Source organism: Citrobacter farmeri (assembly GCF_019048065.1).
GTDB lineage: Bacteria > Pseudomonadota > Gammaproteobacteria > Enterobacterales > Enterobacteriaceae > Citrobacter_A > Citrobacter_A farmeri.
In genome coordinates this window covers 2478648-2498848 of sequence record NZ_CP077291.1, presented here as the reverse complement: position 1 = coordinate 2498848, position 20201 = coordinate 2478648, and the positions used below count along the sequence as shown (strand labels likewise).

Genomic DNA, 20201 nt, shown 5'->3' with positions numbered 1-20201 from the left:
AATGACACTGGCGCAGAGTGTAGGGAGTGAATTTCGGCTTGTGAAACGGTAATATTTGTTTATTGCATTCAAAAATTTTGTAGGCAGATTATGTGGTCAGAATATGCGCTGGAAGTGGTTGATGCCGTAGCGCGCAACGGTAGTTTCAGTTCCGCCGCTCAGGAGTTGCACCGGGTGCCCTCGGCGGTCAGCTATACGGTCCGCCAACTGGAAGAGTGGCTGGCGGTTCCGCTCTTTGAACGTCGTCACCGCGATGTCGTGCTGACCCCGGCGGGAGCCTGGTTTTTGAAAGAAGGTCGCTCTGTCATCAAAAAAATGCAGATCACGCGCCAGCAGTGTCAGCAGATCGCCAACGGCTGGCGCGGACAACTTCCCATCGCAGTGGACAATATCGTGCGCCCGGAGCGTACGCGACAGCTGATTGTCGATTTTTACCGCCACTTTGATGACGTGGAGTTGCTGGTCTTTCAGGAGGTGTTCAACGGCGTCTGGGACGCGCTGTCAGATGGCAGGGTTGAACTCGCTATCGGCGCAACCCAGGCGATCCCGGTCGGAGGACGATACACCTTCCGCGATATGGGCAAGCTGAGCTGGTGTTGTGTCGTTGCCAGCACACATCCGCTGGCCGCCATGAGCGGGCCTCTCAGTGATGACACGTTGCGCAACTGGCCGTCACTGGTACTGGAAGATACCTCCCGCACGCTGCCGAAACGCGTGACCTGGTTGCTGGACAACCAGAAGCGGGTGGTGGTTCCGGACTGGGATTCCTCCGCGACCTGTATCAGCGCCGGGCTTTGTGTCGGTATGGTGCCGACGCATTTTGCCAAGCCGTATCTCAATAAGAGACAGTGGGTGGCATTGAACCTGGAGAACCCTTTCCCGGATGCGGGGTGTTGCCTGACCTGGCAGCAGAATGATATGTCACCCGCGCTAATCTGGCTGCTTGACTATCTGGGAGACAGCGAAACGCTGAACAAAGAGTGGTTGCGGGAGCCTGACGAGACTCCCGCAGAAGACGTTTAGCGACGGTAGTCGCGGAAAGGACCATCCGCAACGGAGCGACGCTCCACCAGGCGCGGGTGGACCTCAATGGACTGCGACTCTTCGCGCTTATTGACGATACGGTCCAGCAGCATGTTAAAGGCTGTCTCACCCAGGGAATCTTTAGGCTGGTGGATGGTGGTCAATGCTGGCGTAAAGAAGCGGGCGTTGCGCACATTGTCATAGCCGATCAGCGATACGTCCTGCGGTACGCGAAGGCCCATCTCATCGGCGGCACAAAGGGCACCCATTGCCATAATATCGCCGCCACAGAAGACCGCCGTTGGGCGATGCGCTTGCGACAAAATTTGCTGCATGGCGCGGTAGCCGGATTCAGGCTCGAAGTCGCCCTGTACAATCCAGTTCTCTGGCACTTTAATCAGCGCTTCATCCATCGCTTTCATAAAACCGGCCAGACGGCCAGCGCCCGTATTGCGTTCCATCAGCCCCGGAATCACACCAATTTCACGGTGTCCGCGTTCGACCAGGTAGCGGCCAGCCATATAACCGCCTTCAAAGGCGTTATCAATTACGGTATCGGTGAAGTCGGCTTTGGCTTCGCCCCAGTCCATAACCACCATCGGGATATGACGATACTCTTCCAGCATCGAAAGCAGGGGATCGGGATATTCGGAACACATCACCAGCAGACCATCAACGCGTTTTTGCGCCATCATGGACAGATAGGCACGCTGTTTTTCCAGATTGTTCCAGACGTTACCAAGGATCAGGGTATAGCCCTTCTGGAAGCAGTTCTTCTCAACCGCTTCAATAATTTCGGCAAAGTAGGGGGCTTCGCTGCTGGTCGCCAGCAAACCGATAGACTTGGTATGGTTTACCTTCAGGCTACGGGCAACAGCGCTGGGGGAATAGTGCAATTCTTTGATTGCCGCCCACACTGCATTGCGTGTTTCTTCAGCGACGAAACGCGTTTTGTTAATTACGTGTGATACGGTTGTAGTGGAAACGTTTGCGCGTTTCGCTACATCTTTAATTGTTGCCATTAAATCTCACTCCAGACCCAACCTGAACATTAAAATACGCAAGTAAACGTTTGCCTTTACTCATCCTGTGCGCAACATCGTGGGTGCGGCATGACGGGAAAACGCCACAGAGCGTCAGGAAGGGGTCAATGGCCGGTACGCTAATCAAGTAAGCGTCGAATTTTGGCTGATCTTAACGAAAAGGGGAAGTATTAAAAGCACATATCACTCTAAATCGTGGGAGATTTTTGCACTCAAGTGTGCAAAAATGCGCTATATCACTTTTTGTGTGGGAATAAAAAGGAGAAAAGTTGATGAGCACCGATCTGAAATTTTCATTAGTGACCACGTTTATTGTTCTGGCTTTAATCGTTGCTGGCGGTCTGACAGCGGCAATGCATTGATTTCCCCTCGGGGGAGTGTCTGCTCCCTCGAACCTCCTGCCATATTGTTATTGAATCTGCAAAAGTCTTTTGTATTTTTGTTAACTTCTCTTTTTTTGTGATTGATGTCATGCTTTTGACTCTTAGTTAAGCATCGCGATCCGTCGCGAAGAGCCGGAGTCATCACTGCATGAAAATTAATTATCCGTTACTGGCGCTGGCTATCGGCGCATTCGGCATCGGCACGACCGAATTCTCGCCGATGGGGCTATTACCCGTCATCGCGCGTGGTGTCGATGTGTCTATTCCTGCGGCTGGTATGCTGATTAGCGCCTATGCGGTCGGCGTGATGGTCGGCGCACCGCTGATGACGCTGCTGCTGTCACATCGCGGGCGACGTAATGCGCTGATTTTTCTGATGGCTATCTTTACGCTTGGTAACGTGCTCTCGGCGATTTCTCCGGATTACACCACACTGATGCTGTCACGCATTTTAACCAGCCTTAACCACGGCGCGTTCTTCGGCCTGGGTTCCGTTGTGGCAGCCAGCGTGGTGCCGAAGCACAAACAGGCCAGCGCCGTTGCCACGATGTTTATGGGGCTGACCATCGCCAACATCGGCGGCGTTCCGGCGGCGACCTGGCTGGGTGAAACCATCGGCTGGCGAATGTCGTTCATGGCAACCGCGGGTCTGGGCGTGATTTCAATGCTGAGTCTCTTTTTCTCGTTGCCGAAAGGCGGTGCCGGGGCGCGACCGGAAGTGAAAAAAGAGCTCGCGGTGTTAATGCGTCCTCAGGTGCTTTCTGCGCTGCTGACCACCGTGTTGGGGGCGGGCGCAATGTTTACGCTGTATACCTATATTTCACCCGTCCTGCAAAGCATCACCCATGCCACTCCGGCCTTTGTTACCGGGATGCTGGTTCTGATCGGCGTGGGCTTTTCCATTGGTAACTACCTCGGTGGCAAACTGGCCGATCGCTCGGTTAACGGTACGCTGAAGGGCTTTTTGCTGCTGCTGATGATGATTATGTTGGCCATCCCCTTGTTGGCACAAAATGAACTGGGGGCGGCGATCGGTATGGTGGTATGGGGGGCGGCGACTTTTGCGGTAGTGCCTCCGCTGCAAATGCGCGTCATGCGTGTGGCTCATGAAGCGCCTGGCCTCTCATCTTCTGTGAACATTGGTGCGTTTAACCTTGGGAATGCGCTGGGCGCCGCCGCCGGTGGGGCCGTCATTTCAGGCGGGTTAGGCTACAGTTTTGTTCCGGTCATGGGGGCGATAGTGGCAGGTATGGCGCTGTTGCTGGTGTTTGTCTCGGCGAGAAAGCAGCCTGAACAGGTGTGTGTCGCAGGTTAACGGCAGGGCAAAAACGCAGAAGAGAGTCTCTTCTGCGTTATCTTCTTTATGCGGCGAAGTTCTTCGCGACAAACTCCCAGTTCACCAGCGCCCAGAAATGCTCCAGATAGCCAGGACGCGCATTGCGGTAGTCAATGTAATACGCATGTTCCCACACGTCGACGGTCATCAGCGGGGTAGCGTCGGTGGTCAACGGCGTACCGGCGTTGGAGGTTGAAACGATGGCCAGCTTGCCATCTTTTCCTTTTACCAGCCAGGTCCAGCCAGAACCGAAGTTTTTGATAGCCGCATCAGTAAACTGCGCTTTAAACTCTGAAAAGCTGCCAAAAGAGGCGGCAATCGCGTCAGCCAGTTTGCCGGTTGGTTCGCCGCCCGCATTCGGTGCGAGGCAGTTCCAGTAGAACGTGTGGTTCCAGACCTGAGCGGCGTTATTGAACACGCCACCTTCTGAGCTGCGTACGATCTCTTCCAGTGATTTCCCTTCGAAGGCGGTGCCTTTGATCAGGTTGTTCAGGTTAGTGACATAGGTCTGATGGTGTTTGCCATAATGATATTCCAGCGTCTCGGCGGAAATATGCGGCGCAAGCGCATCTTTGGCATACGGTAGTGCAGGTAATTCGAACGACATTGCTTCTCTCCTTATTATTAATAGTATTTCGCGCAATAACCTTATTGTGCGTAAGGATAGGGTAGCAAATTGAAAGGTGAGACAAAAGATGAACTTACCCTGTTGCGTTAACAACAGGGTAAAGTTTTAACGAATGGTTTTGGGGGTCATGACCCGGCGAGCGCCAACGTAGTGGCGTTGCCAGTAATCTTCGCTGAGCGACGTGATCTGGATTTCCTGACCGCTGCGCGGCGACTGGATAAATTTGCCGTTGCCGACATAAACGCCAACGTGGTCGGCGGTGCCGCGTCCCTGAGTGCGGAAGAACACCAGATCGCCATTTTTCAATTCCTCACGGTCAATCGGCGCGGCATCACGCAGGTGATACATCTCATTTGCCGTGCGCGGAATACGGAATTTCACGAGATCTTTATAGGCGTAATAGACCAGACCGCTGCAATCGAAACCGGTGCGCGGCGACGTGCCTCCCCAGCGGTACGGTTTGCCAATCTGGCTCATTAACTTGTTCATCGCTGTGCTGGTCGCTTTCTGCACTTTGACTTTATGTGCATCCGCAATCTTTCCTGGCCCTGTGTTCTTCACTTTCACACATGTCGGTTTGTGCCCTTTGCGCGGGGTGCATTTTTCGCTCCAGGTGACAGAGGCTGTCTTCTTCGTCGCGACAGATTTTCCTTTGCGATTAGCGGTTTTGCTGGCTTTAGCGGGAGCAGTAAGTTTTTTCTTAGAAGAAGAGGCGGTTTTGGTACTGGTTTTGCTGGTGGTTTTCTTGACGGTTTTTTGACTGGTTTTATGCGTTTTTTTTGCTGTTGCCGTACTTTTCTTTTTGTCGCTGGCTTTCTTATTATGCGCAAGAGCAGAGGCGTCCCTGGCTTGCTTGGACGCATGTGCCATCGGCATAAAGGGAATCGTTGTAAATAGCAAAGCACAGAGCGTGAGGGAAAGTCGGTTTATCCGCGCCACTGAGCATTCCTCTGTTAAGGCAGGTCGCAATCATACCTGCGTGTGATTTACAAAACCTGATGATTCTAATCTATAGAAATGGATAAAGTTAATAGCTTTTATTGTTAAAAATGCGGTTTCGCTATTGAGTGCAAAAAAAAACAGCAGCCAAAGCTAAATTTGGTTATTTGGCACGCACTTCTGGCATAAGCACCGGGGAAACCATTATTGGGAATGCAACTTAAGCGTTCAGAGGATAAAATAATAAAGCGTAATGAAAATGTTATTTTCCGATGTCGTTCTGAACCGCTACAATGTCAGACGACTGCCGTAAAAGAAGTTAAGGAAGCAAGACAATGAGCACCACTATCGAAAAAATCCAGCGCCAGATCGCTGAAAACCCGATTCTCCTGTACATGAAAGGTTCTCCAAAACTGCCAAGCTGTGGGTTCTCGGCTCAGGCTGTGCAGGCACTTTCCGCCTGTGGTGAACGTTTTGCCTATGTGGATATTCTGCAAAACCCTGATATTCGCGCTGAACTGCCAAAATACGCCAACTGGCCGACCTTCCCGCAGCTGTGGGTTGACGGTGAACTGGTTGGCGGCTGTGACATTTTGATTGAAATGTACCAGCGCGGCGAACTGCAGCAACTGATCAAAGAGACTGCTGCAAAATACAAATCTGAAGAATCAGACGCTGAGTAATCAGTAGACGGTTAAGAGGAGCTTTCCTGTGTCAGGCTAAGCTCCTTTTCATTTCTGCCTGCCTCCGGCCTTTCTTACCCCCAGTCCAGTCCCTGTGGTGAACTGGAAAACCCAACCTCCCGCAACAAAGTAAACAGCGTGGTTTGCCGTACCGGTGTATCGTTGACTTCTGTCAGCGTAAAGCGAAGCCGCGGTTCACGGCGTAAGGCACTCGCCAGCGCGCTGAAGATCTCCGACGAGGGCATCTCCTCATTTTCGCTCCAGACCATCATCTTTTTCCCACCCTGAGCGAGATACAGCCGCAACTGGCCAGCAGAGATGACGACAAATGCGCCATTACGCCGTGCCGGGACCAGAGATGAGGGATGCGTTGGCCAGGGCAGCAGCGTTCCCCAGGGATTAGCCGGGTCGTTCGCGGATAACGCCACCGCCGTAAAAGCCTGATTTTCCGTATTCGACGAGGTCAGATCGCGAAGGCGATCGATAGTATGTCGTTCGGCAAACTGCGCCCCGCCCATTCCTTCGACGAAACGCCCACGCAGAATGCGCCCTGAATCCTCCATGCTTCGACACAGTGTTTGCAGGGCAGGAAATCCACCAGGGACATTCTCCGTAATCACGGCCTGTCGGCCGATCACGCCGTAGCGATCGAGCATATTCTCCGTCCAGGCCAGCATGCGCTCGGTATCGTTCAGCGTCTCAACCGGTAGCAGTGACCAGCGTCCGGTCAGCGCTGGGGTAGTGTAAGAAACCGGTACGGCGACAGACGTCGGGCGAGGCAAGGCATAAGTCGGGCGTCCCCGACGCATACGCGGCGAGCGTCGTGACGGCTGACGCGATGCGGAGACCGTGCGCGAAAGGCCACGTAGCGGGGCCCAGATATCGGTCGTGATGTACCCTTGCCAGACCAGTCCCCACAGGGCCTCATGCAGAGTGGCTGGGGTTATCCACTCATCGTTGCCAGACCTTTGCGTTCGGGCCTGAATCATCGCGCTCAGTTGCTGCGCAAACCATGCGCCACCGCCTGAAAGGACGTCTAAAATCGCGCGCTGTAAGTCTGAAAGCGCCTCGCTGTCACCGGACGGCGGGGAAAGCGTCTCCGCCAGATAGTCCCGTAAATGCAGTACCACTTGTCCGTCATCATCACCCAGTTTCTTTTGCCCAGACCAGATGACTTCACCCGTCGCCAGCAACTCATCGAGTATATCCGGTGAATAATCGCGAACCCGGGCAGGAAAAATCTGGCTTTCCCACAAGGAGGCTGACAGGCCGATTCCGGCCAGTTGTTCAATGACTCTCGTGACACCGTCACTTCCTTCCAGCATTCCCCCAGAAGAAGCGGGGAGACGGGCTGGACTGCCGTCGGCGGGTGAGATGATCCCCTGACGTTCCAGCAGCAGACGGGCATAACTCGTCGCCGGGACCGGGCGGGTTGCCTCTCTGGCGGCATGCAACGAGCGAATGCGCAGCCGATGAAATACCTCTTCATTCACCCACGTTGAAGCACGCGCGTCATCGGCAATGGATGCCGCTCCCGACCGCAGTTGGATCAGGACGCCCTCATCGCGTAACTGGCGCAGGAGATCGTCGGCGACGGCCACACCCAATCCGAATGCCTGCGCAATCTGAGTTCCGGTAAAGAGCGTATGGGTGCGGCTGAAGCGCATAAAGAGATCCCGCAGCGGTGTGTTCACCGGGTGTAACCAGGCAGACGAAAGGCTCGCAGGCAGGCGGACACCCAGCGCATCACGAAGCCTGGCTGCATCATCCATGCAGGCCATCTGTTCAGTATCCGCGATGACTACCGGGAAAATACGCTTGTCAGCGGACAGATTATCGAGCCAAGAGCTGACGTCAGCGATCGTTCCCTCGTGTCTGACGGCAAGCTCCTCGATGGTCATCGGCCCCAGCTCGCGCAGTAAATCGTAAACGCCTTCCATTCCCTGGGCCTTTCTGCCCACAGCCCGTCGCTGGAGTTCATCCTCAACCTGGCGAATGATCTCCGGATCGAGTAATTCCAGCGGATCGCCCTGGCCTAACAGGTTGCCCAACAGTTCGCTGTCTAACGCCAGGACCGAAGCTCGCCGCTCCGCCAGCGGCGCATCGGTGGCGTACATAAACTCTGCGACATAACCAAATAGCAGGTCGGTGGCGAACGGCGAAGGGGCTGGCGTGGTGACTTCAGAAATTTGGATCTCGCCAGTATTCAGTCGACGTATAACCTGTTCAAGCGCGTCAAGATCGTAGACGTCCTGGAGACACTCACGGGCGGTTTCCAGAATAATGGGAAAATCAGGATAGCCCGCAGCGATTTCCAGAAGTTGGCTTGCGCGCAGGCGCTGTTGCCAGAGCGGAGAGCGGCGCCCCGGCGTGCGGCCCGGCATCAACAAAGCGCGGGCGGCGCATTCTCTGAAGCGGGCGGCAAACAGCGCCGTGCTGCTGACGGCTTCCCGGACAATGCGCAATAGTTTTTCCGGTTCGAACAGAAATAGAGCGGCATCCGGCAGTTTTCCGTCGCTGTCCGGAAGGCGGGCGACAATCCCGTCATCGCTGGCGACAATCGACGCGTCAGCTCCCCACTGCGCATGGAGACGTCCGCCAATCGCCAGTGCCCACGGGGCGTGCACCCGGCGGCCATAAGGCGAATGCAAAATAACCCGCCAGTCACCCATTTCATCGCGACAGCGTTCAAGTACCAGATGACGGCTCCAGGGGAGCACGCCTGTGGCATTTTTTTGATCGTCAATCAGCCCTTTGATATTCGACAGAACATTGTCATCGCGCAGTCGGGGTGAGAGCCGTAGTTCCGCGTTGTCATCGGACATCGTATGGATAAAATCACCGATACGTTCTCCCAGTTCTGCCGGACGTCCGACGCCTTCGCCTCGCCAGAACGGGAGTCTGGCCGATCGTCCGGGTGCCGGGACGACGATAACCTGATCGCGAGTGATCTGTTGAATACGCCACGAACTGGCACCAAGCGTAATGATGTCGTTGACGCGAGACTCATACACCATCTCTTCGTCCAGTTCGCCTACGCGTCGTGAACCCGCCTGTTCATCTCCTTCCGGGAGCAGCACGCTGAACATGCCCCGGTCCGGAATCGTACCACCGCTGGTCACCGCCAGAAGTTGCGCGCCGGGGCGAGCCGTTAATAACCCGGTTTCACGATTCCAGATAATTCGCGGTCGGAATACCGCGAAATCGCCAGAGGGATAGCGTCCCGCCAGCATATCCAGCGTGGCGTCAAACGCGCTTCTTGGCAGATCTTTCCATGGGGAAGCCCGACGGACGAGGGCATACCAGTCATCCACATGGACCGGATCCATGGAAACGGTGGCAACGGTTTGCTGTGCCAGAATATCCAGCGGGTTGCGCGGAGGCGTCAGGGTTTCCAGTTCCCCGGCGTACATACATTCGACAATCACCGCAGAATCAACCAGATCCCGGCGGGTTCTCGGATAAAACAGTCCCTTCGATACGCCACCAACCTGGTGACTGGCTCGTCCGATGCGCTGCAGGCCGCTGGCGACAGAAAGGGGGGTTGCCACCTGAATCACCAGATCAACCGCGCCCATGTCGATCCCCAGTTCCAGACTTGACGTCGCCACCACGCAGCGAAGTTCGCCAGATTTCAGGGCATGCTCCGTGACGGCCCGCTGCTCTTTGGACACCGAACCATGATGCGAGCGGGCAATGTATTCTCCGGTATCCTGCGCCCGATTGCCGGTGGAGCCGGTTGACGAGTCATAGTGTACCGGTTCTCCCTGCGGTTCAGGGAACGCTTGCCGCCGCGAGAGATAGAGTTCGTTCAGGCGGGCCGTCAGTTTTTCTGCCAGTCCGCGTGAGTTGGTGAAGACAATGGTGGAGCGATGGCTAAGGATTTGATCGAGAATACCGGATTCAATACGCGGCCAGACCGAACCTTCTCTGCCTTTGTGAATGGCATCGCCGCTATCGCTATTATCGGCTAAGACGTCATCGAGATTGGCGGCAGGGGCGACGATGCGGATATCCGGGTGACGGGTCGCGGGAGGATTGACGACGGTAACCGGACGATCGCCACCCAGAAAAGCGGCAACTTCAGTGACAGAGCGCACCGTTGCCGACAGACCAATGCGCTGCGCTGACTTCGTAAGAAGCGCATCCAGTCGCTCAAGACTGAGGGCAAGGTGCGCACCGCGTTTTGTGCCTGCCACTGCATGCACTTCATCGACGATCACCGTTTCAACCCCGCGCAGCGACTCTCTGGCGCGCGAGGTGAGCATCAGATAAAGCGACTCTGGCGTGGTGATCAGGATATCGGGCGGATGACGACTAAGCTTCGCTCGCTCCTGAGGCGGTGTATCTCCCGTGCGGATACCCACCCGAATGGCTATCTCTGCCGAAGCGCATTTCCTCCGTTCTTCACTTATTCCCTGAAGGGGAATTTGCAGGTTGTGCTGGACATCCGTGCCCAGGGCTTTTATCGGAGAAATATAGAGGATGCGGGTAACGTTCTTTTCTTTGCCAGAGGGAGGCGTCGTGTATTTATCCTCACCTTCGCGAAATAAGCGATCCAGTGCGTAGAGAAACGCCGCCAGGGTTTTCCCCGAACCGGTCGGGGCAATCACCAGCGCATGCTGATTTGCCGCGGTAACCGCCCACGTTTGCGACTGCACCAGCGTGGGGTGCTGAAATGCCGACGTAAACCAGTCGCGGGTTGCCTGCGAGAAAATATCCGGCAGCGGAGGCGACGCATTTTTTGCTGACATGTTCCCTGTCCCTTTTGCGGAGTTGGCGGATCAAGACCTTTTTACAGAATAGCGGGAAATGAGCAGGGTGTATTGATACTGGTCAAATATACAGTAGTGAGGTAGGGCGGGGCGGCCTGATAAACAGCGTTACCAGGCCAGGAAATCAGGCTTCTTCTGGCTGCGGTAACGGCCAGCCGCCCAGACGCTTCCAGCGGTTGACGATTTCGCAAAACAGCACGGCAGTACGCTCGGTATCGTACAGCGCAGAATGCGCCTGAGTACCGTCAAACTCCATGCCTGCCGCAAGACACGCTTTTGAGAGCACCGTTTGTCCCAGAGCCAGTCCGCTCAGCGCGGCGGTATCAAACGTCACGAACGGATGGAATGGGTTGCGCTTGAGCGAGGCGCGTTCAGCGGCAGCCATCATAAAGCTATGATCGAATGTCGCATTATGGGCCACCATGATGGCGCGACTGCAACCGCTGTCCTTAATGCCTTTACGGACCATTTTAAAAATGGCGTGCAGGGCGTCATATTCGCTTACCGCGCCACGCAGGGGATTAGACGGGTCGATACCGTTAAATGCCAGCGCTTCTGGCTGTAAATTCGCGCCTTCAAACGGCTCCACGTGGAATTGTAGCGTGCTGTCCGGCATCAGCCAGCCTTGTTCATCCATTTTCAGCGTGATGGCGGCGATCTCAAGCAGCGCATCGGTTTTGGCGTTAAACCCGGCCGTTTCAACATCAATGACGACGGGATAAAAACCACGAAAACGGTCGCACAGACCGGTAAGTTGAGCGTTATCGGACATCAGGGTCTCTTAGTACAGAAAAATTGCAGCGCGCATTATGCCAAAAAAAGCGGAGTGATGCAGTAAAACTACAGGCGCAGAGAGCAACTGCGCCCGGCAGGACGTTAGTTACCGAGACCTTTCCCGGCATCTTTTTCTTCGATCAGTTCGATTTTGTAACCGTCCGGATCTTCAACAAAGGCGATCACGGTGGTGCCGCCTTTAACCGGACCGGCTTCACGGGTGACGTTGCCGCCATTCTGACGAATGCGTTCACAGGCCTCAGCGGCGTTATCGACGCTCAGGGCGATATGACCGTAAGCGGTGCCCAGTTCGTATTTATCGACGCCCCAGTTATAGGTCAGTTCAATCACCGCTTCATCACTCTCTTCGCCGTAACCGACAAACGCCAGAGAGTATTTATATTCGGTGTTTTCGCTGGTACGCAGCAATTTCATGCCCAGGACGTTAGTGTAAAAATCAATGGAGCGTTGCAGATCGCCAACGCGCAGCATCGTATGAAGTAAACGCATGTTTTGTCCCCTTAAAAATGGTCAATACATTCAAAATGTTGTTTTAGTATAGCGGCGTTTTTACGCCGCTATCAATGACGTAATGCGGATGGGGAAATCAGAGCGTCGGGTAATCGGTATAACCTTCCGCGCCGCCGCCGTAGAAACTTTCGCTGCGCTGCGGGTTGAGTTCGGCTTTGCGTTGCAGACGCGCGACCAGATCCGGGTTAGCGATGTAATCACGCCCAAAGGCGACGGCATCAATCAGCCCTTTTTCAATTAAGGTTTCTGCTTTCTCCGGCGTATAGGCACCTGCGCCGATGATCGGGCCGTGGAAACGAGCGCGGACCTTTTCGCGGAACGCGTCGGTATAGGGCTTGCCGCCCGCCCAGTCTGGTTCAGACATGTGCAGATAAGCGATACCACGTTTACCCAGTTCCTCAATCAGATACAGCGCATCAGCTTCTTCATTCGGACCATTGTCGACGTTCTGGAAGGTGCCGACAGGCGAGACGCGAATACCGATACGATCCGCTCCCCATTCCTGAATACCGGCATCGACCACTTCCAGCACCAGACGTGCGCGGTTTTCCACGCTACCGCCGTACCGATCGCTACGATGGTTAGAAGAAGGGGAAAGGAACTGATGCAGCAGGTAACCGTGCGCGGAGTGCAGTTCAACCAGATCGAAACCCGCTTCACGCGCATTAGCGATCGCCTGACGGAAATCATTGACAATACCCGGGATCTCATCAGTTTCCAGCGCGCGAGGCATTGAGGTGTCAACGCGGATCGCCTGACCCTGTTCATCACGCAGAGAAGTGCGGGTCCCGGCACTGATAGCCGATGCCGAAACCGGCGGTTGACCACCCGGTTGCAGGCTGGAGTGAGAAATTCGGCCAGTGTGCCATAACTGAACGGCGATACGGCCGTTTTCAGCATGGACACCGGCGGTGATTTTCTTCCATGCAGCGATTTGTTCATCGCTGTGCAGACCCGGTGCGCCAGCGTAACCCTTCGCCTGTGCGGAAATCTGAGTTGCTTCGCTGATGATTAGACCCGCGCTGGCGCGTTGGCGATAATACTCGGCCATTAACGGAGTGGGGATGTCGCCAGGCTCAATGCTGCGCAGACGCGTCAGCGGAGCCATGAAGATACGGTTAGGTGCGGTGATCGCGCCCACTTTCAGTGGGGTAAACAGTTTATCAGATGACATAATGTTTTCCGTTATGAATAGACCGGTCGTCTAGTGAGAGATTAAATAAAACGCCTGTTAAGTACCAGGCGTCGCAATGATGCTTTTCACATGTGCCAGCGCATTTTCCAGCGGAGTGGCACAGCGCGAAATTTTGGCTTGCAGATTCGCCCCCAGCCACAGCGCATAAAGGATTTGCGCCTGCTGTAGTGGTTCACCTACAAACGTCAAACAATGACGGTCACGACCTTTTTCCAGCGCCTGCGCCAGGATCGCCATAATTTTTCCGGCTCCCTGGTCCATCGCGGTGCGCATATCTTCCGACAGATCGCACACTTCGGCGGAAAGTTTAACCGTCAGACAGCCGCTGATGATCCCTTGCTGGCAAAACTGGTTCAGCGTTTCCTGATAATAAGCCAGAATGCGATCGCGATAATTGCCCGGCCCCGTGTCAAAGTGCGCTGCCAGCCGCTGATGATAGCCGGCAAAATGCCGTTCCAGCATCGCGACGCCAAAGGCTTCTTTGGAACGAAAGTAGTGATAAAACGATCCTTTTGGCACACCGGCGGTTTTGAGCAACTCGCTTAGCCCCATACCGGTAAAGCCTCGCTGCATGCAAAGATGCTCACCGGTAACCAGTAAGTGTTCGCGGGTATCGTATTCAGTTTGTTTGTTCATGGCAGGGAGTGTAATAGACCAGTCGGTCTAATGCAAGTCAGGTTGCCAGAAAGCATGTTTACGTCTTCAATAGAGTGAAGACCTAATGAAGAGGAAAGGGCGTGGCAGAGCAGTTAGAGTTTTTTCCCGTGCAGAGCCCGTGTCGGGGAATTTGCCAGTCAGATGAGCGCGGTTTTTGCCGGGGATGTCAGCGCAGCAGAGATGAGCGGTTCAACTGGCAAAACATGAGCGACGCGCAAAAACAAGACGTGCTGCGGCTATGCCGCCAGCGTCTGCTGCGTAAATTACGTGCAAATAAACCCGCCGCGCCGGAAGAACCTCAACAGCCTTCACTCTTTTAAACCACTAATTGTATATACTCGCAGTAATTTACTTCACGAGGAAGCAGTTATGGTTCAGCGTATTACTCTTGCGCCACAAGGCCCGGAATTCTCCCGCTTTGTCATGGGATACTGGCGACTGATGGACTGGAATATGTCCCCACGGGAGCTGGTGAGCTTTATTGAAGAGCACCTGGATTTAGGTGTCACGACCGTGGACCATGCGGATATTTATGGTGGCTATCTGTGCGAGGCTGCCTTTGGTGAAGCGCTGAAACTGGCTCCTCATCTGCGTGAGCGCATGCAGATTGTCACCAAATGCGGGATTGCCACCACGGCCCGAGCGGAAAACGCGCTCGGTCACTACATCACCGACCGCGATCATATTGTGAAAAGTGCGGAACAGTCGTTGACCAATCTGGCAACCGACCATCTGGATCTGCTGCTGATCCACCGTCCGGACCCGCTAATGGATGCCGATGAGGTCGCCGAAGCCTTCAAACACCTGCATCAGAGCGGAAAAGTGCGCCACTTCGGCGTCTCCAACTTCACGCCCGCGCAGTTTACGCTGCTGCAATCACGCCTTCCGTTCACGCTGGCGACCAACCAGGTGGAAATCTCTCCGGTTCACCAACCGCTGCTGTTAGACGGCACGCTCGATCAGCTTCAGCAACTGCGTATTCGCCCGATGGCCTGGTCCTGTCTCGGCGGCGGGCGCCTGTTCAATGACGATGCGTTCCTGCCGCTGCGTAACGAGCTGGCGGTTATTGCCCAGGAACTGAACGCCTCTTCCATTGAGCAGGTGGTTTACGCCTGGATCCTGCGTCTGCCGTCGCAGCCGCTGCCGATCATTGGTTCCGGTAAAATCGAACGTGTGCGCGCGGCGGTGGAAGCGGAGTCGCTGAACATGAGCCGTCAGCAGTGGTTCCGTATCCGTAAAGCCGCGCTGGGTTACGACGTACCGTAAGGGTAAAATCGCGGATCTCCGTTCAAAATGGTGTCACTGGTTTACACTTAACCGACATGCATACAGAACGGAGGTCCTATGAAGCGATTGAGTCTGGCCGTGTTAACCCTGTTAGCCTGTACCGGCGCGCAAGCCGCCAGTAAGATAGTGGAGATGAATCTGGTTACCTCGCAAGGTGTCGGGCAATCCATCGGGGAGGTGACCATCACGCAAACAGAGAAAGGGCTGGAGTTTACGCCAGATCTGAAAGCGCTGCCGCCGGGAGAACATGGTTTTCATATCCATGCCAACGGCAGTTGTCAGCCTGCCATTAAAGACGGCAAAGCGTCTGCCGCCGAGTCCGCAGGCGGGCATTTTGACCCGCATAAAACCGGTAAGCATGCCGGGCCGGACGGTGAAGGGCACCTGGGCGATCTGCCCGTGCTGGTGGTGAATAACGAAGGTAAAGCCATTATTCCCGTCACCGCAACGCGTCTGAAATCTCTCGACGACATCAAAGACAAAGCGCTGATGATCCACGTTGGCGGCGATAATATGTCCGATCAGCCCAAACCCCTGGGCGGCGGTGGGGCTCGTTTCGCCTGTGGAGTGATCAAGTAATCAGGAGGTAAGCGTTCCTTCTGGCGGCGCTTGTTCCAGCTGAGAAAGTGAACAATGCAGCCGCCAGACAATCGCCGCCAGTTCTTGCGCGGCGGGTTGATGATGGCGCGACAGCGTCTGGCAAATCCGCAGGAGTTCAGTTAGCGTCGCGGCAAGCGATCGCTGTTGAACGCCACGTTCACTCATCACATCATGCAGTAAGGCAATGCAGATGTCCCTGACCTGTGACAGCGGGTCGGAAAGCGCGCCCCAGGCACGAAGTTGCCAGACGACGTGCGAGCAGTTGAGTAACACCACGCCCCAGCGTAGTAACCAGCGCCGCGCCAGCGCATCCTGACTGTTGCTTAACTGGCTAATATGGTGATAGGTCAGCGATTCGTACTCGTTTTCACTGTAGGTCGGATAACGACTTAACTGATCGATAAAGCTCCGGCGCAGCGCCCGAATATGCCGGCGACTTTTACGCTTATCGGAACCGGGCCGCAAAATCGCGAAGGCCAGCCATGATAGCGCCACGCCGACAATTTTCGCCGTGTTGTCATTAAGAAAATCGGCAAAATCATAGACCGGTGGGTTAGTTACAGCGATAAACGATCCCATAAAAACAATCAGTTGTCCCCAGAGTCCTGCCAGTTTGGGCATCTGTAACTTCAGTAATTGCATCGTCGTCAGCAAGGGGAACAGAAACAGCAGGAACTGCCAGAGGTCGCTAATCTGCACCATCAGCCCAAACTTCACCACGAAGCTGAACAGCGATAGCAACACCAGCGTGCGCATCAGTAGTGAAAGTGATTTAAACGGTGTCGCGACGACGGAGTAGAGCACGCTGCTGATGGCCGCCAACGTCAGCGCTGCCGAGCCCGACTCCCACTGCGAAGCAATACTCCAGGCACCAATGACCATCAGCGTGACAAACGTGCGCAGTCCGCTCCAGAGGGCTTCAGCGTGGTCGGTATGCCGTGCCAGCGCTGGCGCATGAGGTAGATTGGCCGTGCTCAGCGGCCCACCATTTTCGATTAAGCGTAATTGATGACTGGTGCGCAGATAGAGACGGCAGAAGTAGCGTAACCGCTGCCAGAAGGCGACGTGACGATAGTCGCTTGCGTCAGTAGGCGCGAGTGGCGCAATGATTCGCGCAACGGCATAACTGTCGGTTTGTGAGCGGGTCAGCGCCGTCAGAAGTTGGTCAACGATCGTCCGCGTATGGGGCGGTGGATTGGGCCAGTTCAGCAACATCCGGCGCAGACTTGCGATGACGCTGGTGAGACGTAACTGATTATGCAAAAGGGCATTAAGCAACGTGTTCTGTCGACGGAAGCGGTAATGGCTCCAGAACGCCTGAATGCGCAGTAAATTCATCGTCAAAATTTGCCCGATGACCCCTTCGTGCGCGGAGCGAATGGCGTCGGTAATGTCGGGTTGCCATAGCAGACTGGCATGTTCCAGTAAGCGCGCATGCATATTCTTCAGTGCGGTCAGCAGAGCGGTGCCGTCGGAGGTGCTGGGCAGGATCATCATCATCGTGCCGCCGCAAAGGATCCCGACAATCACTTCGCAGACGCGCGCCTGAGCGATATCCCAGAGTTCGGTGATTTCGACAATGTTCACCATCGGGAAGGCAATAATTGCGGCCGTGTATCCCGCTAACTGGAAGGCATAGGCCACGTTATTGGTAAACTGCGCGCAGGCCCAGGTACAAAAGCCAATCCAGGCGGACATGCTCAGCAGAAATAGCCATGGCTCGTTGAGAGTATGCCCGGCGAGAATCAACGCGGCGGTCGCGCCGAGCAGACTCCCGGCAATACGCCCGAGGCTCTTACTGATCACGCCACCGACGGTGGGAAAGCTCACCACTGCGGCAGAGGTCATGGCCCAATAGGGTTCGTCCAGATTGAGATAATAGGCAAACGTCAGTGCCAGACACATCGCGAGGGTATTACGCAATGCATAGCGCCACTGTCCGGCAGTCGCTTTCAACCAGGGGGTATTGCCCAGGTTCAGATGCAGACGCCTCATTTACTTTCCGATCGCCACGCTACAGGTCGTGCCGGAAACCAGCGTCACGTCACGAGGGAGTTGATCAAATTCGATACGTACCGGAACGCGCTGCGCCAGACGTACCCACGGCACGTTGGGTTTGATATCCGGCACTAACCCGGAATCGCTCTCCACGCTTTGATCGTAAATCGCGCGACCAATGCTGGATACGTGACCCTGTAACTTTATGTTGCCGCTATAAAGGGTAATTTGAGCCGGCGCGCCCTCGCGGATATGCCGCAATTTTGTTTCTTCAAAATATCCCATTACATAAAAGGAGTTGCTATCTACCAGAGCAAACAGCGGTAGTCCGGTGGTAGCAAAATTGCCGGTCCGCGTCGATAAATTGGTTATCCAACCGGAGACTGGGGCTCTGACATCCGTCTGCGCCAGTTGCCACTGCGCTTGTTTAAGCGTTGCCTGAGCCACGTCCACGCTTGCCTGCATCGCTTTGACGTTCAGATTGGCGGTGTCTAACTCTTCTGCGGAAATAACATTCTGCGACAAATGACGGCGTCGGTTTGCTTCATTGTTAGCCTTCGCCAGTTCTGATTGTGCCTTAGCCAGCTGGGCCTGCGCGTTGAGTTCGGCGATGTGAAAAGGGGTTTTATCGATGCGAAAAAGCAGATCGCCGACGTTAACAAACTGGTTATCCTTTACCAGGAGTTCGACAATCGTACCAGACACCTGGGGCGTAATGCTGACCTGCTCCGCACGCACCTTTCCGTCACGCGTCCAGGGGGATTGCATGTAATAATTCCACATGAACCATCCCGCAAGTATGGCGAGGGCAGCAATCACGATTGTGGAGAAATACTTCACTGTTTTCAACGTCATAATTACCACGCAACCAATAGAAAAAGACCCGAACAGACGCAGAGAGCAAAAATCGACAGATCCATTAATAACGGGTGCCAGATTTCGCCAGAGTAGATGCGTTCGCGCAGTAAGCGATGGATGAAGAGCCAGAGGAGAAAGCCCAGCGCAAAGGCCTTGAACAGCGGCGGGAAGTAAACAGATGCGCCAATCACCAGGTCTTGTAAGGGCATCCCTGTAGTATTGAGTGCGGAGGTCACAAGCAATAGTCCTTTACGTCAGGCTACGTGTATACAGGTTTAGCAAAAACCTGAAAGACGCGCGCATTATTCGCGTAATATCTGAAAAATATGTCTGGTGGTAACCAATTGCAGCAATACATTTGTTTTAGCAATACAATTGCTGCACACTATTCTAAAATCAGTATAATATCTTAGCAAGCTAATTATAAGGAGATGAAATTGGAATCGCCATTAGGTTCTGATCTGGCACGGTTGGTGCGCATTTGGCGTGCTTTGATAGACCACCGTCTTAAGCCTCTGGAATTGACGCAGACACACTGGGTAACGCTGCATAATATTCATCAATTGCCACCGGATCAATCACAGATACAACTGGCAAAAGCGATTGGCATTGAACAGCCGTCACTGGTACGTACGCTGGATCAGCTCGAAGAGAAAGGGCTTATTTCGCGTCAAACCTGTGTCAGCGATCGCCGTGCTAAACGCATAAAGCTAACGGAAAAGGCAGAGCCGCTGATTGCCGATATGGAAGCGGTTATCAATAAAACGCGTGGTGAAATTCTGGAAGGGATTTCTGCGCAGGAAATTGACCTGCTGATCAAACTGATCGCCCGACTTGAACACAATATTATTGAACTCCAGTCGCACGATTAATGGCATAAAGCGTGTGGTCAGGTCCTGACCACACGTTAATTCACTTAGCGCGGAGAGACGGTAACCTGACGACCGTTGCTGGCCAGCACGACGCGCTGTCCTGCAGAGAAACGCGTGTCCCCTTGTTTCTGAACAACCATGATGGTGCTGCCGTCATCCTTACGGATTTCCAGTTCAACGCCCTGCGTTTTGTTCATCGCACCCTGTACGCCTTGTCCGGCGACACCACCAGCGACTGCGCCTGCCGCCGTTGCCAGGGAACGCCCGGTTCCGCCACCTACCGTGTTACCCAGGAAGCCACCGAGCACGGCACCACCAATGGCACCGATCACGTTGTCGTTATCGCCGGCCTGAATTTTTACCGGACGGACGTTCACAATCGTACCGTAGGTGACATTCTGCACCTGCTTCGCCTCGGAAGCGGTGTAGACATCGCCTGAAAGGCTATCCGTATTGGCACAACCCACCAGAGACAACCCTGCCAGTGAAACGATCAGCACACGTTTAATCATCTAAAAATCTCCTGTTCACCATGAAACGCTACCCAAGCATCCCTCATGGTCAAATTATATGGCATTTGTGCGTTTAAGGTCACATGTTCTGTCTTAACGATGCAGAA

At 54.6% G+C, this 20201-nt stretch carries 19 protein-coding genes and 1 pseudogene; 8 read left to right on the top strand and 12 right to left on the bottom strand.

The annotated features are described in order from the left end of the window. Positions 1-90 precede the first annotated feature (90 nt). Positions 91-1023, top strand: a complete 933-nt coding sequence (gene punR, locus I6L53_RS11715) for a DNA-binding transcriptional activator PunR (RefSeq protein ID WP_042319233.1) — start codon at positions 91-93, stop codon at positions 1021-1023. On the opposite strand, the gene purR is transcribed toward punR, so the two are convergent. Then, positions 1020-2045: an HTH-type transcriptional repressor PurR gene (gene purR / locus I6L53_RS11710; protein ID WP_042319232.1), complete on the bottom strand. Its 1026-nt coding sequence runs from the start codon at positions 2043-2045 to the stop codon at positions 1020-1022. The genes punR and purR overlap by 4 nt on opposite strands. Before the next feature lie 293 nt (positions 2046-2338). Between purR and cydH the strand changes: the two genes are divergently transcribed. Together cydH and I6L53_RS11700 are read left to right on the top strand one after the other, a co-directional pair. Continuing rightward, positions 2339-2428, top strand: a complete 90-nt coding sequence (cydH, locus tag I6L53_RS11705) for a cytochrome bd-I oxidase subunit CydH (RefSeq protein WP_125368037.1) — start codon at positions 2339-2341, stop codon at positions 2426-2428. A gap of 169 nt (positions 2429-2597) precedes the next feature. Beyond that, positions 2598-3764 (top strand): MFS transporter, encoded by a 1167-nt coding sequence (locus tag I6L53_RS11700; RefSeq protein ID WP_042319231.1) that lies wholly within the window; start codon positions 2598-2600, stop codon positions 3762-3764. Positions 3765-3810: 46 nt separating this feature from the next. Here the strand turns inward: I6L53_RS11700 and sodB are convergent, their stop codons facing one another. Together sodB and I6L53_RS11690 are read right to left on the bottom strand one after the other, a co-directional pair. Beyond that, positions 3811-4392: a superoxide dismutase [Fe] gene (sodB, locus tag I6L53_RS11695; RefSeq protein ID WP_042319230.1), complete on the bottom strand. Its 582-nt coding sequence runs from the start codon at positions 4390-4392 to the stop codon at positions 3811-3813. 126 nt (positions 4393-4518) lie between these two features. Beyond that, a complete protein-coding gene (locus I6L53_RS11690) occupies positions 4519-5352 on the bottom strand; it encodes a C40 family peptidase (protein WP_042319227.1) in 834 nt (277 codons plus the stop codon). 335 nt (positions 5353-5687) lie between these two features. On the opposite strand from I6L53_RS11690, the gene grxD reads away from it, so the two are divergent. After that, positions 5688-6035: a monothiol glutaredoxin 4 gene (gene grxD, locus I6L53_RS11685; protein ID WP_042319226.1), complete on the top strand. Its 348-nt coding sequence runs from the start codon at positions 5688-5690 to the stop codon at positions 6033-6035. 74 nt (positions 6036-6109) lie between these two features. Here the strand turns inward: grxD and I6L53_RS11680 are convergent, their stop codons facing one another. The 5 genes from I6L53_RS11680 to I6L53_RS11660 all read right to left on the bottom strand — a co-directional run bounded on the left by I6L53_RS11680 (position 6110) and on the right by I6L53_RS11660 (position 13946). Continuing rightward, positions 6110-10789 carry an ATP-dependent helicase gene (locus tag I6L53_RS11680; protein ID WP_042319224.1) on the bottom strand — a complete coding sequence of 1560 codons (4680 nt, stop codon included), beginning with the start codon at positions 10787-10789 and terminating at the stop codon, positions 6110-6112. 145 nt (positions 10790-10934) lie between these two features. Beyond that, positions 10935-11582, bottom strand: a complete 648-nt coding sequence (gene rnt / locus I6L53_RS11675) for a ribonuclease T (RefSeq protein ID WP_042319222.1) — start codon at positions 11580-11582, stop codon at positions 10935-10937. Between the two features lie 104 nt (positions 11583-11686). Further along, complete coding sequence (gloA, locus tag I6L53_RS11670; RefSeq protein ID WP_042319221.1) at positions 11687-12094, bottom strand: lactoylglutathione lyase; 408 nt, start codon at positions 12092-12094, stop codon at positions 11687-11689. 97 nt (positions 12095-12191) lie between these two features. After that, positions 12192-13289, bottom strand: coding sequence for an alkene reductase (gene nemA / locus I6L53_RS11665; RefSeq protein ID WP_042319220.1), 1098 nt, complete (start codon positions 13287-13289; stop codon positions 12192-12194). A gap of 57 nt (positions 13290-13346) precedes the next feature. Next, positions 13347-13946, bottom strand: coding sequence for a TetR/AcrR family transcriptional regulator (locus tag I6L53_RS11660; protein WP_042319218.1), 600 nt, complete (start codon positions 13944-13946; stop codon positions 13347-13349). 101 nt (positions 13947-14047) lie between these two features. Here I6L53_RS11660 and I6L53_RS11655 point away from each other — a divergent pair, with 101 nt between their 5' ends. The 3 genes from I6L53_RS11655 to sodC all read left to right on the top strand — a co-directional run bounded on the left by I6L53_RS11655 (position 14048) and on the right by sodC (position 15833). Beyond that, positions 14048-14287: a DUF1289 domain-containing protein gene (locus I6L53_RS11655; protein ID WP_042319216.1), complete on the top strand. Its 240-nt coding sequence runs from the start codon at positions 14048-14050 to the stop codon at positions 14285-14287. Between the two features lie 49 nt (positions 14288-14336). After that, entirely contained in the window at positions 14337-15233 is an 897-nt protein-coding gene (locus I6L53_RS11650; protein WP_042319213.1) for an aldo/keto reductase, read from the top strand. A gap of 78 nt (positions 15234-15311) precedes the next feature. Then, positions 15312-15833 carry a superoxide dismutase [Cu-Zn] SodC gene (gene sodC / locus I6L53_RS11645; RefSeq protein ID WP_042319212.1) on the top strand — a complete coding sequence of 174 codons (522 nt, stop codon included), beginning with the start codon at positions 15312-15314 and terminating at the stop codon, positions 15831-15833. Here the strand turns inward: sodC and I6L53_RS11640 are convergent. The 3 genes and pseudogenes from I6L53_RS11640 to I6L53_RS11630 form a co-directional block, all read right to left on the bottom strand. After that, a pseudogene (locus I6L53_RS11640) lies at positions 15776-17849 on the bottom strand (FUSC family protein). The gene sodC and the pseudogene I6L53_RS11640 sit on opposite strands and share 58 nt — an antisense overlap. Further along, complete coding sequence (locus I6L53_RS11635; RefSeq protein ID WP_042319208.1) at positions 17850-18707, bottom strand: efflux RND transporter periplasmic adaptor subunit; 858 nt, start codon at positions 18705-18707, stop codon at positions 17850-17852. Positions 18708-18709: 2 nt separating this feature from the next. Further along, complete coding sequence (locus I6L53_RS11630; protein ID WP_042320050.1) at positions 18710-18919, bottom strand: DUF1656 domain-containing protein; 210 nt, start codon at positions 18917-18919, stop codon at positions 18710-18712. Positions 18920-19141: 222 nt separating this feature from the next. Here I6L53_RS11630 and slyA point away from each other — a divergent pair, with 222 nt between their 5' ends. Further along, a complete protein-coding gene (slyA, locus tag I6L53_RS11625) occupies positions 19142-19582 on the top strand; it encodes a transcriptional regulator SlyA (RefSeq protein WP_084196570.1) in 441 nt (146 codons plus the stop codon). 44 nt (positions 19583-19626) lie between these two features. On the opposite strand, the gene slyB is transcribed toward slyA, so the two are convergent. Next, on the bottom strand, positions 19627-20094 hold the full coding sequence (slyB, locus tag I6L53_RS11620; protein WP_042319207.1) for an outer membrane lipoprotein SlyB: 468 nt from the start codon (positions 20092-20094) through the stop codon (positions 19627-19629). Positions 20095-20201 lie beyond the last annotated feature (107 nt).

Coding starts and splice junctions, on each gene's coding strand:
- punR (WP_042319233.1), top strand. CDS start 91: ATGTGGTCAGAATATGCGCTGGAAGTGGTTGATGCCGTAGCGCGCAAC.
- purR (WP_042319232.1), bottom strand. CDS start 2,045: ATGGCAACAATTAAAGATGTAGCGAAACGCGCAAACGTTTCCACTACA.
- cydH (WP_125368037.1), top strand. CDS start 2,339: ATGAGCACCGATCTGAAATTTTCATTAGTGACCACGTTTATTGTTCTG.
- I6L53_RS11700 (WP_042319231.1), top strand. CDS start 2,598: ATGAAAATTAATTATCCGTTACTGGCGCTGGCTATCGGCGCATTCGGC.
- sodB (WP_042319230.1), bottom strand. CDS start 4,392: ATGTCGTTCGAATTACCTGCACTACCGTATGCCAAAGATGCGCTTGCG.
- grxD (WP_042319226.1), top strand. CDS start 5,688: ATGAGCACCACTATCGAAAAAATCCAGCGCCAGATCGCTGAAAACCCG.
- I6L53_RS11680 (WP_042319224.1), bottom strand. CDS start 10,789: ATGTCAGCAAAAAATGCGTCGCCTCCGCTGCCGGATATTTTCTCGCAG.
- rnt (WP_042319222.1), bottom strand. CDS start 11,582: ATGTCCGATAACGCTCAACTTACCGGTCTGTGCGACCGTTTTCGTGGT.
- gloA (WP_042319221.1), bottom strand. CDS start 12,094: ATGCGTTTACTTCATACGATGCTGCGCGTTGGCGATCTGCAACGCTCC.
- nemA (WP_042319220.1), bottom strand. CDS start 13,289: ATGTCATCTGATAAACTGTTTACCCCACTGAAAGTGGGCGCGATCACC.
- I6L53_RS11660 (WP_042319218.1), bottom strand. CDS start 13,946: ATGAACAAACAAACTGAATACGATACCCGCGAACACTTACTGGTTACC.
- I6L53_RS11650 (WP_042319213.1), top strand. CDS start 14,337: ATGGTTCAGCGTATTACTCTTGCGCCACAAGGCCCGGAATTCTCCCGC.
- sodC (WP_042319212.1), top strand. CDS start 15,312: ATGAAGCGATTGAGTCTGGCCGTGTTAACCCTGTTAGCCTGTACCGGC.
- I6L53_RS11635 (WP_042319208.1), bottom strand. CDS start 18,707: ATGACGTTGAAAACAGTGAAGTATTTCTCCACAATCGTGATTGCTGCC.
- I6L53_RS11630 (WP_042320050.1), bottom strand. CDS start 18,919: ATGCCCTTACAAGACCTGGTGATTGGCGCATCTGTTTACTTCCCGCCG.
- slyA (WP_084196570.1), top strand. CDS start 19,142: ATGAAATTGGAATCGCCATTAGGTTCTGATCTGGCACGGTTGGTGCGC.
- slyB (WP_042319207.1), bottom strand. CDS start 20,094: ATGATTAAACGTGTGCTGATCGTTTCACTGGCAGGGTTGTCTCTGGTG.